Here is a 13,074-nt window from a genome sequence, read left to right on the forward strand (position 1 = left end):
GGCTCCGGGTTGTATTCGACCTATATCCACAATGACATGCCGAACGGCAATTGACGAGCAGGACCCGATGATGACCACCGACTCCCAGATTGAACACTCAGGCAACGAGCTTCACGGCCGTTATGCGATGGCGCTTGGCGAAGGCTACGAGGCTGAACTGACCTATGTCTGGCGCGGAGAGGTGATGGTGATCAATCACACCGGTGTGCCCAAGGCCTTCGAGGGCCAGGGGATTGCCTTAAAGCTCGTGAAGCGCGTTATCGAGGACGCGCGCAGCGGCGGTTTTCTTATCGAGCCGCAATGCCCCTATGTCGCGCTGCAATTCCGGCGTCATCCCGATTGGAACGATCTGCAGGCCTGAGGGGATCGTTTATCCGTTCGTCCCCCGCCAGGCAGCTGATTCCGCGCTCTCGCGTTCTGCTTCCGAATGGTCCGTCGCCCCTGCCGGTTCTTCAACCAGTTCGGGTTCGGGGGAGCTATCGCCGAAAAAGACCAAACGGTCGCGTCCATTTTCCTTGGCAGCATAAAGAGCGGCATCCGCCATTTCAGTGGCAACGTCGAGTGTATCTGTGGGCTCCACGATCGCCGCGCCGATGCTGACCGTAACGGGAACTTCCGTGCCATCGCCGACGGTAACCGGAAAGCGTCGCATCATCTCAAGCAAGGCCATACCGACCTTCCTGAGCCCCTCCGAATCGCATTCTCGGATCAGGACAACGAACTCGTCGCCACCCCATCGTGCGCACACATCGCCCCGCCGGAGCGCCGCGCCCAATCGGCGGGCGATCTCGATAGCCACCACATCCCCGACACGGTGACCGTATCTGTCGTTGATATCCTTGAACCGGTCGATGTCGATGAACATGATCCCGTTCGTCCACCCGTGCTCCTCGGCGCGCTCCCGATGCGTCTTGAACGCGGTGACAAAACCGCGGCGATTGTAAATCCCGGTCATGGCATCGAGGTTGGCAAGCGATTGCAGTTCCTCGGTCTGCTCGCGCACCTGCGTTTCGAGGTCGATTCGTGCATGGCCTATGGACTTGGCCATGTCTATCAATGTGCGCGACAGCCGCCCGATCTCGTCGTCGCGAGTGTCGGGTGCGATTCGCGCCGTGCGTCCGTCGCGGATGGCTCCGAGCCCTCTTTCGATCTGCGCGAGCCGGTCGAGCACCATGACGCGGAAGATCCAGGAGAGGACGAATGCGGCTGCGACCACCAATGCCCCCAGCAACATCGCCACGGGCAGGAACAGCGAACGGTCGACGATCGCGTCGATATCCATCAGGGTGACGTTATACCAGCCGATGCGGTCCATGAACCCGACTCCGGCCAGCACCCTGTGCCCGTCCACGTTCAGATAACCTGTGTAGACACCGTGGGGGTTGGCAAACGCCGCATTCATCAGCGAGCGCAGCAGGGCAACGTCGGTTTCCTTGCCGAGCATCGAAAAGATGGTGATCTTTTCACCCGCTTCCTTGGTCAGCGAATGAAAGTCGACCAGCGAGGCGTCGCGGTGCGCCTGCACCGCGCCGGAGTGATCCACGAACATGGCCGTAACGCCGGGCTCTGCGACATCGACGACCTCGCGGATAAAGGCTGAGAGATCAAGTCCTGTTCCGGCCATCCCGAGGACCTGACCTTGCTGCGATACAATGCAGTTGATCCAGACCTTGGTGACGCGCAGCACGTCGTCGTGATCGACATTGGCAAAGCACCCCTGGCGGCGGGCCTTGGTCGCGAAATACCATCCGTCGCGCGGATTGTCGGACCGCACCATATAGCGATAGGGATCGGTGCCGTAGCTGTCCTGTGCATCGTTGTAGTAATACTTGCCCGAGGCATCGATGATGACGAATGCGCTCTGGTCGTGGAAGGAACGGCGATAATGCTCCATTTCGGCCAGCCCGCGCGCGGCGACGTCGGGATCGTTTTCGTCGCGTGTCCAGGCGATGATCGCGGGCGCGCGGGACATGGTTTCGGCCAGTGCAATCTCGCTCTTGAGCGTTTCAAGGCCGCGATACCGATCATATTGAACTTGCCGTTCGGCGATCTTGCTGCCGAAATCGAGGACGAGATTGTCGACCACGTGATTAAATGCCAGCCATGCCGGACCGGCCAGCATAGCTAGCGCCGCCGCAATTACGAGCAGGACGCGCGTATGCAGGCTGGATCCGATCATGCGACGAAGCACGCGAGATGCCATCGCCCGAAAGCTCCTACAGGGCTCTGTCTCCGGTGCGGCCTTTCAGGAAGGAAGGCCGGCCCGCAGGCAAAGCCAAACCTAACGGGCCAGACGTTTAGAGTGCATTAACGCTAAAACATTTCGTCCGTACTGCCTCACTGTCCGGCGAGAAATGCGGCAATCCCTCGCAATTCTTCGGGTCTGACCTCATGACCGCCCGGATGCCACAGGGTTTCGACATTGGCGCCCTGCGCCTCGAGATAGTCAGCCAGCGCCCGCGTTTGCGGTGCGGGACAAATAGGGTCGCGCTCCCCGGCAGTGATGAGAATGTTGCGGCCCCGAAAGCCTTGCACCGGCCCGGGCGTCCACGGAATGAGCGGATGCATCAGGACTGCCGCATCAAAGAGTTCGGGGGCCTCGAGTATGACGGAGGCGAGTATGTTCGCGCCGTTGGAATAGCCCAGTCCGAATATCTTTCCGTCACCTTTGGTGGCGGCAACGAAGGCTGCCATCGCCTCGGTCCGCCTTGCGAGGTCGTCCATATCGTAGACCCCTTCTCCCCTGCGGCGGAAGTATCGTAAGGCACCGCCTTCCGAAACGTCGCCGCGCGGGGCGACGATCCGTGCATCCGGTCGAAGTTGCCGGGCGAACTCGAAGAACTGGTTCTCATCGCCCCCCGTTCCATGAAACGTGAACAAGGTTGGTGCGCCGGGGTCGTGCTGATCGAGAACCCGATGGATATAGCTGTCCTTGCTCATGGCACGTCCCTGATTTCCGGTAGATGGGTTTCGAGCCAGGCTCGCAAATGCTCGTGCTGGGCGGGTAGCTTGAGCGCCTCGCCCAAATGTGCGCGATCCTCGTCCCGTTCAAAGCCAGGCTCGTTGGTCGCGATTTCAAAGAGCACACCTCCCGGCGTACGAAAATAGATCGCGAGAAAGTAGTCACGATCGATGACCGGGGTCACATTGTGTCCGGCATCGATCAGCGCCTTGCGCATTTCGAGCTGATCGGCCCGTGTTTCGACGGCAAAGGCGATGTGATGCACAGAACCGGCGCCCAGTTCTCCTCGCGGCATGTTGGGCAGGGTTTCGATATCGATGATATCGGCGCCGTTGCCGCCGGTCAGCGCAAACCGCTTGATCCCCTTTTCGGTATCGACGGTTTCATAACCCATGAACTTGAGGAGTGCCTCGGTCGGGCCGCTATCGCGCAAGCGCAATGTTGCGCCCTGGAAACCGCGAATGGCTTCGTCGCCGGCAATAGCGCCCCCGGTCCATGCGGCGCGCGGATCGTTGGCTATCTCGGCGATTGCGAAGAAGTCTCCATCGACCGCCTTGAACCGTAGACGCTTTTCACCGAAACGGTCCGCGGCTGCTAGACCTTCGACACCTTCAGCGGCCAGCCGGTCGCGCCAGAACTGCAGACTCCCCTCAGGTACCGAAAAGACCGTTTCCCCGACCTCGCCGGTTCCCGGACGGCCCCGGATGATGTGGGGAAACGGAAAATAGGTCATCACCGACCCGGGCGTGCCCGCCTCGTCGCCATAATAGAGGTGATAGACCGAAGGCTCGTCGAAATTGACCGTCGTCTTGACCCTGCGCAGTCCGAGCGTGCGGGTGAAGAAGCGGTTGTTGGCGTCTGCATCACGCGACATGGCTGTGACGTGGTGCAGACCCCTGATCAGTCCGGTCATCGGATTGCTCCTTGAACATCGGCCCTTTTTGAAGGCCCTTTCAAGGGACAATATAGACCGGGCGCAATTGCCGATAACCGGCACAGAATTTCCCAGATTATTCGATATTATCGAACGATCACGCCGCACGAATGCGATAGGCGCAGCGCCGGGCGCCTGCAACGATATGTTCTATGCGCTCGACCTGAGCCCCAGGACCGAGGACGTCGCGGAAAACGGAGATCTCCGCCCGGCAGAACTTCTGGCACGCCGTGGCTGCCGCGCAGATCGGGCAGTGATTCTCGAAAAGCATGTAGCCTTCATTGTCCGCCGCCCAATCGGCCATATAACCTTCCGCGCTGCGCAATTGTGCAAGCCGCGCCACGCGCGCGCCAAGATCACCGCACGGCTCAAGCGCGGCCCGGTAGGCGGTGCGCGTTTTGGCTTCCCGCGCATCGATCAGTTTCTCGAGCGTGGAATCACCGAGTTCGTCCCTGACCATGGCGAGAAGATCGACGGTGAGTGCAGCATGGGTATCGGGGAACCGCGTCTGGCCTTCCGTCGTCAGCCGCCAGAACTGGGACGGTCGCCCGACACCGCTTGCCTGCGACCAGCTCTCGACCAGTCCTTCCTCGGACAATCGCACCAATTGCTGGCGTGCCGCCTCACCCGAGGTGCCGAGCGCCCTGCCGAGTGCGGACGCAGTTTGGGGACCCTGCATCTTGAGCCGGAACAAGATGCGTTCCGCGGCGCTGCGCGGGGTCCATCCGGTATTTATCGTGGCGCTGCTTGACATGGCTCCAAGGCGACATTTAGAAAGCACTGACTTGGAAAATACAAGGGCCGGGCCGCGAGATCAAGCCTTGTGCCCGGAAAGCAGATCCATGCCCCCAGACGAGGTCCGCAAGTCTGCCGCGGACGACCGCCCGGCAGCTCATGCCGAAGTCTCGCCCGCCGCCGCCGATGTTCCCGGCGCACTCGACTTTCCCCACTTTGCCGACACCATGTCGACACTGGCCGCTACCGTTTGCATTGCCACGGCTGCCGCAGGCGATAGGCGACTGGGTCGTACGGTCACCGCGGTGACCTCGCTCTCGGCCCAGCCGCCATCACTTCTCGTCTCGATCACCAGGGGAAGCGACCTTGAGAAACTGATTGCCGAAACCGGGCGCTTTTCGCTCAACCTTCTTGCTGAGGGCCAGGAGGCGATCGGGGATGCCTTTGCAGGCAGGAGTCCGGTGGCTGAAAGGTTCTCCGTAGGGATCTGGGAGAAGTGGGCATCCGCCCAGCCTCGGCTTGCGGGCGCCGCGACCAATATCGACTGCCGCGTTGCCGCTTGCATCGAAATGGACACCCATTGCCTTTTCGTCGGCGTGCTCGTCGCATCGGAAATCAGCGACCGGCGCCCCCTGCTCTGGTATCGGCGCGGTTATCGCACGCTGAGCGACTGAGCGTAGATTTCAGGCTCTTTTTGCCCGGTCATCGTTTGCAGCCTCGGGCTTGACCGGCGAAACGGATTCTTCCCGAGAGTGTTCCGCCTCGGCTTTAAGCGGTGTTGTCTCTTTGGGGCGATCCGGCCGCCTCCGTTTGCGCCATCGCACTATTTTGCCCTTTATCAACTGGATCAGTTCGCGGCCGTTGAGGAAGATCGGTACGCGCGAAGGCTGCGCCTCCTGGTCGAAGGCTAGCCCCACATCCGTGATGTCGCCATCGACGTTGACCGCGTGAACGATCAATTCGATCGGCCCGATCGAAACGCGATCCCCCTCCTCCGCGGTCCCGCCGAGTCGCTCGCGCATATAATCGGCAATCGTGCGGTCCGATGGCATGTTGGGTGGGATGGTCGCGTCGTAGGCGTCCTTGAGCGCAGATAGCGGGCGCGTCGGGTTGATACGAAACTCTCCAAAAAACTCCTTGTCGTCCTTCTCCACCCGCACCGGGCTGGCAAACAGCCGGTCAAGCAGCCGCGCATAGCGGGGCGCAATGAACATATAGATGTAGTCGCCCGGCTTTATGCGCCCGGCATATTGATAGCGCATCGAATGTCCGTCGCGCACGATGAGCGAAGGACGCGCCCAGCGCGGCAGCCTCTCGCCCTCGGTCACGGGACTTCCGGCCACAGCCCGGTAAACGATCAACTCGTGATGGGCATTGCCCGGCAACTCCAGCCCCACGCGCTCGACCGGCCCAATACGCTGCGGCGTGATGAGGTTGAGCCACTGGGCCATCGGCCGGATCGTCCAGCCCTGCACAAGCAGCGAGGTCAGGACAATGATGAACGCGACATTGAACATCGTCCCACCATTGGGGAGCATTGCAATGAGCGGCAGAATGGCGAGCAGGATCGATACCGCGCCACGCAGGCCCACCCAGGAGACGAAGGCGATCTCGTCTCGCTCGTAGCGGAAGGGCAGCAGGCACAGCCAGACGGCCACCGGCCGGGCAATGAACATCAGGAACAACGCCAGGGCTATCGCCGGCAATGCGACAGCGCCGAACTCGGATGGATTGGCAAGAAGCCCGAGAATGAGAAACATCACAATCTGCGCAAGCCAGCTCATGCCATCCTGGAACCGCGTCAAGCTGGTCTTGCCTTTGACCCGGCGGTTGCCCGCATAAAGCCCTGCGACATAGGCCGCGAGCGGCCCGGACCCGCCAAGAGCACCCGTCAATGCGAAAAGGCAGATCGCCAGACCCAGTACAAGAATGGGATAGAGCGCACCTTCAAGCTCGATCCTGTTGATGATCTGAACGATGACGATGCCGCCAGCGAGCCCGGCAACAAGCCCGAGCCCCATCTGGAAGCCGAAGCCGATAAGCAGGTCCGTGGTCATGCCGCCGAGCCCTGCGCCACTGGCGACCAGTTCCACGAACATGATGGTAAGGAAGATCGCCATCGGGTCGTTCGAGCCCGATTCCACTTCGAGCGTTGAACGCACCTTCTCTCGGATGGTGATTCCGCCCACGCGCAACAGAAAAAATACCGCCGCCGCGTCAGTCGAAGAAACGATGGCCCCAATCAGCAATGCCTCGGGCCAATCGAACCCCAGGACAATTCTCACTGCGACCGCGAGGATGGCAGTGGTGAGCAGAACGCCGACGGTTGCTAGAACGATCGATGGCCCTGCAGCCTGGCGGAAGGATTTGGAGGGCGTACCGAACCCCGAATCAAAGAGAATAACCGCCAACGCCAGAGAACCGACGAGATAGGCCGTGCCCGCGTCGTTGAACTCGATCCCCAACCCATCAGACCCGGAAACGAGGCCGATGCCCAGAAAGACCAAAAGCAGCGGCGCCCCGAAGCGGAAAGCCACTTGGGTCGTGAACACCGAAACAACGATAAGGCCCGCTCCCACAAAGATCAGCGGGTAAATCCAGTCGATCATCGCCCTGAACCCAAATGAATGAAAAACGGCGGCAGGCGAGAAAACCGCCAGCCAGAGAATGGTGCAATAGAGTTAAAGAAATGCGGCACGAATGGGCCGAACCCGTTGCTGCGGCGACAATATTTGCATTGGGTCCGTCACTTGGGCTGCTGATGCGTTTCCGCCATCAACCAGCCAAGATAGGCATCATGCACCCGATCCGCCGTCACCGCAATAATCTCGGGCACCTCATAGGGGTGAAGCGACAGGACTTCGGCCTCCAGTGTGGTGAAAAGATCGACGCGCGACTTGATCAGCAGGAGGACCTCGTCGGCGCGTTCGATGGCGCCCTCCCACCGATAGGTGCTCGCGATCGGAAGCGCCTGCACACAGGCGGCAAGCCTCTTTTCCACCAAGGCGCGCGCCATCGGTCCGGCTTTCTCGGGAGGTACTGCCACCATTACGAGGGTTACGTTGTCATCCATCAGATATCCCTTCCGCTCAAAACTATCATCAACCCTTCACCGGGAAACCCTCGGTAACGCGGCTGTGTGCGACGGATTGCCCGAACGCGCAAACCCGGTCATAACGTCGCCATGTCAGGTCAACTCTCGATACTGGTGGTAGACGAAAACCGCATCCGCGCTTCGATTATCGAAGACGGATTGCGCGAGGCCGGCCATGAGAATGTGCATGTCATCGTCGGTATAAACGAGGTGGCCGCACAGATCGGGCAGATCGCGCCGGATGTGGTGATCATCGATCTGGAAAACCCCAACCGCGACGTGCTCGAACATTTCTTCACGCTCTCGCGCGTCCTGCAACGCCCCATCGCCATGTTCGTCGATCGGGCAGACCCCGGCTCGATAGAAGCGGCGGTCGATGCCGGCGTCTCGGCCTATGTGGTCGACGGGTTGAAAAAAGAGCGCATCAAGCCGATCCTCGACACTGCAATTTCGCGCTTCCGCGCCTTTTCACGGCTGCGCAACGAACTGGCCAGCGCAAAATCCGAGCTCGAAGACCGCAAGACCATCGAAAAGGCCAAGAGCATCCTGATGCGTACGCGAGGAATGAGCGAGGACGAGGCCTATACGCTTTTGCGCAAGACGGCCATGAACCAGAACCGCAAGATCGTCGAGATTGCGCAAAGCCTGATCACTGCGGCGGGCTTGCTAGGGGGCTGATATGGGACTGACGCAAATCACCGTGGGATATGTCGCCCTGCTCGATGCCGCCGTGCTGATCGCCGCAGAGGAACAGGGCTTTGCCGCCGCAGAAGGGCTCGAGCTCAATCTCGTGCGCGAAACCTCTTGGGCCAATATCCGCGACCGCGTGGCGATCGGGCATTTCGATGCCGCCCATATGCTCGCGCCAATGCCGCTAAGCGCCAATCTCGGATTGACCCCACTCGACGTAGCCATGATTGCGCCTATGGCATTGGGGCTCGGTGGCAATGCCGTGACCGTATCCAGTGCTGTCTGGGCGGAAATGCGCGAGCACGGCGCAACGGGCGGCGTGGATGCGCGCGCGGCAGGAATAGCGCTTGCCGGCGTGATTGCCGAACGCAAGCGCAACGATGCGCCGCGTCTCAAATTCGGCGTCGTCCATCCAGAGAGCGGACACAACTACGAATTGCGCTATTGGCTGGCCGCGTCCGGTATCGTGCCGGACAGGGATGTCGAAATCATCATCGTGCCGCCGTCCTATCAGCCCGACGCCCTCGCCGCCGGCCGTATCGACGGCTATTGCGTCGGTGAGCCGTACAATTCCGTCGGCGTGGCCCGCGGGGTGGGACGGATTATAACGACCAAGTCCTCGATATGGCGTTCGAGCCCGGAAAAAGTGCTCGGCACGCGGGTAGAGTGGGCCAATCGGTATCCCGAACGTCTGGGCGCGCTGATCCGCGCCGTGACCCGTGCCGCCCGATGGTGCGGAGACCCCGCCAACCACGGGGCGCTTGCACGGCAACTCTCGAGCGCCAACCGGCTGGGCGTTGCCGAACCGCTGCTAATGCGGGCATTGACCGGAGAACTGCTGCTTGGGGATGGCGATGTACTCAACGTGACCGACTTCTTCGTGCCGTTCAACCACGCCGCAAACTTCCCCTGGCAGAGCCATGCGCTATGGTTCTATGCGCAAATGGTGCGGTGGGGGCAGGCGCGGCACTCGGCCGGTAACGTTGAGAAGGCCCGGCAGGCATACCGACCGGACCTCTATCGCGCAGCACTGAAAGGGATGGGAGTCGCGGTCCCGGCCGCAAATGCTAAGATCGAAGGCGCGTTGACCGAGCCGACCGCCGTGGGTGCCAGCGGTGGCAGGCTGACGCTCGGACCGGACGGGTTCTTCGACGGAACTCAGTTCGATCCCGACAATGTAGAGGCGTATATCGCCGCGCAGAAATCGATGCACCATATTTAGGCATGTATTAAAAGTGATCAACATTTAGCCGTACTGCGCGCAGCTTAGCCGCGGCGGCGCCCCGGCCCATAATATGCCAGTGGGCCGCAATTTCTCTATCCTGTTGATATATATTCTTATTCTCCTGACGGCGGGAATTGGCACGCTTTATGCAAAGTCTGCTCCAGGCGCTCTGGCGCTAAACTATCCGGCGTCCAAAGGCGGGCGTCCCCCGAAATGGCAAGGCTGCCAACCGGCTGAAGCGTCCTCGCGAAGACGCTGATGAGGTTGGCGGCTTTTGTTTTTTTGAGAAGGGGACGGTGCAACCGGCTCGGGCCGCTCAGGATCAATGTGGTGCAAACACTGGAGAACCAGAAAATATGACGACCTGGACCAAGTCCTCGCATACGACCAGCCGTCGCAACTTCTTAAAGAGCGCCTCGGCAACGGCGGCAACGCTGCTCGCGGCCAAGGCGCTCTTTCCGTCCGGCGCCTTTGCGCAAGGGGCGGGACCGGAGGTGACCGGCTGCAAGCTGGGCTATATAGCGCTCACAGATTCCGCTCCGCTCATCATCGCCAAGGAAAAGGGCATCTTCGCCAAATACGGCCTGCCAGACGTCGAGGTCGAAAAGCAGGCGAGTTGGGGCGCAACGCGCGACAATATGTTCCTGGGCGGCGGCTCCGGGGGGATCGACGGCGGCCATATCCTGCGGCCCAAGGCCCATCTTTATTCCTCCGGTGCGGTCATGCAGAACAACGTGCCGCTGCCGATGTACACGCTTTTGAACCTCAACGAGGACTGCCAGGGGCTTTCAGTAGCCCAGGAATATGCAGAAACCGGCGTAAATCTGGATTCCTCGCCCCTCAAGGATGCTTTTGCCGCCAAAAAAGCCGCCGGCGGCGAACCAACTGCAGCCATGACCTTCCCCGGGGGCACCCACGATCTTTGGCTACGCTACTGGCTGGCGGCCGGCGGCATCGTACCGAACGTCGATGTCAACGTTATCGTCGTCCCGCCCCCGCAGATGGTCGCCAACATGAAGGTCGGCAATATGGACGCCTTCTGCGTGGGCGAACCGTGGAACGAACAGCTCGTCAACCAGGGGATCGGTTTCACCGCCGCAACAACGGGCGAGGTCTGGTTCAAGCACCCAGAGAAGATTCTCGGCATGCGCGCACAATGGGTGGACGATAACCCGATCGCTACCAAGGCCCTGCTGATGGCCGTCATGGAAGCCCAGATCTGGTGCGACGACATGGCCAACAAGCAGGAAATGGCCGAGATCGTGGGCCGGCGCCAGTGGTACAACGTCCCGGTCGCCGACATCATCGGCCGCATCAAGGGCGACATCAACTACGGTAATGGCCGGACGGAAACGGGCACCGACCTCTACATGAAATTCTGGGGCGAGAGCGGGGAGGTTTCCTACCCCTGGAAGAGCCTCGACACATGGTTCCTGACCGAGAATATCCGCTGGGGCTACTTCCCCGGCGACATGGATATCAAGACGATGGTCGACAACACCAACCGCTCCGATCTCTGGCTCGAAGCAGCAGGGGAGCTTGGACTTTCCAACCTGCCAACGGGCGACAGCCGCGGTGCCGAGACCTTCTTCGACGGCAAGGTCTTCGACCCCGCCGATCCGTCCGCATATCTCGATAGCCTCGAAATCAAGGCGATGGTCTGAGGGGGATTTCCCCCCAGACTTTCCTTTCAACTTCAGAAAAAGGGTACGCTCCATGACCCTCCCCGCCACCAATGACGAACCGGTTGCCACCCTGCCCCAAAAGTCGGCGACCGTCATCGCGCTCAAGCGCGCCATGCCAAAAGGGTTCGACGCCAAGGCTTTCCTCGCCAGGGCGGCGGCCAACATTCTCCCGCCGCTGATCGTCATCGCGGTCATCCTGGTCGTTTGGCAAATTGCCTTTTCCTCGCCAAGGGCGTCCCTGCCACCCCCGACGGAAGTTTGGGCGCAGAGCTGGGATCTCATCATCGATCCCTTCTTCGTTTACGGATCCCAGGATATCGGCCTCGGCCTGCGCGTCCTCGTCTCGCTCGAACGCGTCGCCTATGGTTTCGGGCTTGCTGCCATTTGCGGCGTGCTTGTCGGTGCGGTGATCGGACAGTCGATCTGGATGATGCGGGGCCTCGACCCTGTATTCCAGGTGTTGCGCACCGTGCCGCCGCTCGCTTGGCTTCCGCTATCGCTCGCCGCCTTCATGGACTCGGCCCCCTCGGCTATCTTCGTGATCTTCATCACCTCGATCTGGCCGGTCATCATCAATACCGCCGTCGGCATCCGCAACATCCCCCAGGACTACCGGAACGTCGCGCTGGTCCTTCGGCTCAACCAGATCGAATTTTTCTTCAAGATCATGGTGCCGGCGGCCGCGCCCTACATTTTCTCGGGTCTGAGAATCGGTGTCGGACTTTCCTGGCTCGCCATCGTCGCCGCCGAAATGCTGACCGGCGGCGTGGGCATCGGATTCTTCATATGGGATGCGTGGAACTCGTCCCGCCTGACCGATATCATCGTGGCGCTCATCTATATCGGCCTTGTCGGCTTCATGCTCGACAAGCTCGTGAGCTTTGTCGGCGCCATCGTCACCCGCGGCACAACCGCCAGCTAAGGGAGAACGCCAATGTCCGCCTATCTCAAACTCGATCACATCGGCAAGACCTTCACCCGCGGCATGGCCACGACGGAAGTCCTGCGCGATATTCGACTGACCATCGACAAGGGAGAATACGTATCGATTATCGGCCATTCCGGCTGCGGCAAGTCTACGCTCCTCAACCTCATCGCCGGTCTCACCGAAACAACCGTCGGCGGGGTGCTGCTCGAGAACAAGGAAGTGACCGGACCCGGCCCGGATCGCGCCGTGGTTTTCCAGAACCACTCTCTGTTGCCTTGGCTCACTGTCTACGACAACGTCAAGCTGGCCGTGAACAAGGTGTTCAAAAACAAGTCGCGCGCCGAGCGCCATGACTGGATCATGGAGAATCTCAATCTCGTTCAGATGGCGCACGCCAAGGACAAGCGGCCGGGCGAGATTTCGGGCGGCATGAAACAGCGCGTCGGCATCGCCCGTGCGCTGGCGATGGAGCCCAAGATCCTGCTGCTGGACGAACCGTTTGGGGCGCTCGACGCCCTGACCCGCGCGCATCTTCAAGACCAGATGATGGACATTCATTCCAGGCTGGGCAACACCATGATCATGATCACCCACGACGTGGACGAGGCCGTATTGCTCTCGGACCGTATCGTGATGATGACCAACGGTCCCGCCGCGACCATTGGCGAGGTGCTGGATGTGCCCCTCGAACGTCCGCGCAAGCGGATCGAATTGGCCTCGGATCGCACCTATCTCAAATGCCGCGAGGCCGTGCTCAAATTCCTCTACGAACGACACCGTTTTGTGGAAGCAGCATAGGGTGCCTAAATTTTACCCAACAC

Annotated in this window: 13 protein-coding genes; 7 read left to right on the forward strand and 6 right to left on the reverse strand. The window is 60.7% G+C overall.

The genetic code is table 11. The features are described from left to right. Positions 1-67: 67 nt before the first annotated feature. On the forward strand, positions 68-361 hold the full coding sequence (locus I2G20_RS16795; RefSeq protein WP_246473158.1) for a GNAT family N-acetyltransferase: 294 nt from the start codon (positions 68-70) through the stop codon (positions 359-361). A gap of 9 nt (positions 362-370) precedes the next feature. Here I2G20_RS16795 and I2G20_RS16800 read toward each other — a convergent pair whose 3' ends face one another. The 4 genes from I2G20_RS16800 to I2G20_RS16815 all read right to left on the reverse strand — a co-directional run bounded on the left by I2G20_RS16800 (position 371) and on the right by I2G20_RS16815 (position 4,650). Beyond that, positions 371-2,203 (reverse strand): sensor domain-containing diguanylate cyclase, encoded by a 1,833-nt coding sequence (locus I2G20_RS16800; RefSeq protein WP_246473159.1) that lies wholly within the window; start codon positions 2,201-2,203, stop codon positions 371-373. Positions 2,204-2,337: 134 nt separating this feature from the next. Continuing rightward, positions 2,338-2,940 carry an alpha/beta hydrolase gene (locus tag I2G20_RS16805; protein ID WP_196260896.1) on the reverse strand — a complete coding sequence of 201 codons (603 nt, stop codon included), beginning with the start codon at positions 2,938-2,940 and terminating at the stop codon, positions 2,338-2,340. After that, the gene (locus tag I2G20_RS16810) at positions 2,937-3,875 is read right to left on the reverse strand and encodes a VOC family protein (RefSeq protein WP_196260897.1); all 939 of its coding nucleotides are present in this window, start codon (positions 3,873-3,875) and stop codon (positions 2,937-2,939) included. The genes I2G20_RS16805 and I2G20_RS16810 overlap by 4 nt, the downstream gene beginning before the upstream one ends. A gap of 118 nt (positions 3,876-3,993) precedes the next feature. Next, on the reverse strand, positions 3,994-4,650 hold the full coding sequence (locus I2G20_RS16815; protein WP_196260898.1) for a helix-turn-helix transcriptional regulator: 657 nt from the start codon (positions 4,648-4,650) through the stop codon (positions 3,994-3,996). 88 nt (positions 4,651-4,738) lie between these two features. Between I2G20_RS16815 and I2G20_RS16820 the strand changes: the two genes are divergently transcribed. Continuing rightward, positions 4,739-5,305, forward strand: coding sequence for a flavin reductase family protein (locus tag I2G20_RS16820; protein ID WP_196260899.1), 567 nt, complete (start codon positions 4,739-4,741; stop codon positions 5,303-5,305). 9 nt (positions 5,306-5,314) lie between these two features. Here the strand turns inward: I2G20_RS16820 and I2G20_RS16825 are convergent, their stop codons facing one another. Both I2G20_RS16825 and cutA read right to left on the reverse strand, forming a co-directional pair. Beyond that, complete coding sequence (locus I2G20_RS16825; protein ID WP_196260900.1) at positions 5,315-7,240, reverse strand: potassium/proton antiporter; 1,926 nt, start codon at positions 7,238-7,240, stop codon at positions 5,315-5,317. Between the two features lie 137 nt (positions 7,241-7,377). Beyond that, entirely contained in the window at positions 7,378-7,704 is a 327-nt protein-coding gene (gene cutA, locus I2G20_RS16830; protein WP_196260901.1) for a divalent-cation tolerance protein CutA, read from the reverse strand. Between the two features lie 111 nt (positions 7,705-7,815). Between cutA and I2G20_RS16835 the strand changes: the two genes are divergently transcribed. The 5 genes from I2G20_RS16835 (at position 7,816) to I2G20_RS16855 (ending at position 13,051) form a co-directional block, all read left to right on the forward strand. Then, positions 7,816-8,403, forward strand: a complete 588-nt coding sequence (locus tag I2G20_RS16835) for an ANTAR domain-containing response regulator (RefSeq protein WP_196260902.1) — start codon at positions 7,816-7,818, stop codon at positions 8,401-8,403. Between the two features lies 1 nt (position 8,404). Beyond that, positions 8,405-9,637, forward strand: a complete 1,233-nt coding sequence (locus I2G20_RS16840; protein ID WP_196260903.1) for a CmpA/NrtA family ABC transporter substrate-binding protein — start codon at positions 8,405-8,407, stop codon at positions 9,635-9,637. A gap of 359 nt (positions 9,638-9,996) precedes the next feature. Beyond that, complete coding sequence (locus tag I2G20_RS16845) at positions 9,997-11,304, forward strand: CmpA/NrtA family ABC transporter substrate-binding protein (RefSeq protein WP_196260904.1); 1,308 nt, start codon at positions 9,997-9,999, stop codon at positions 11,302-11,304. A gap of 52 nt (positions 11,305-11,356) precedes the next feature. Then, a complete protein-coding gene (gene ntrB / locus I2G20_RS16850) occupies positions 11,357-12,247 on the forward strand; it encodes a nitrate ABC transporter permease (RefSeq protein ID WP_196260905.1) in 891 nt (296 codons plus the stop codon). A gap of 12 nt (positions 12,248-12,259) precedes the next feature. After that, positions 12,260-13,051, forward strand: a complete 792-nt coding sequence (locus tag I2G20_RS16855; protein ID WP_196260906.1) for an ABC transporter ATP-binding protein — start codon at positions 12,260-12,262, stop codon at positions 13,049-13,051. Positions 13,052-13,074: the final 23 nt, after the last annotated feature.

The sequence above is a fragment of the Pelagibacterium limicola genome (assembly GCF_015694405.1).
Taxonomy (GTDB): Bacteria; Pseudomonadota; Alphaproteobacteria; order Rhizobiales; family Devosiaceae; genus Pelagibacterium; species Pelagibacterium limicola.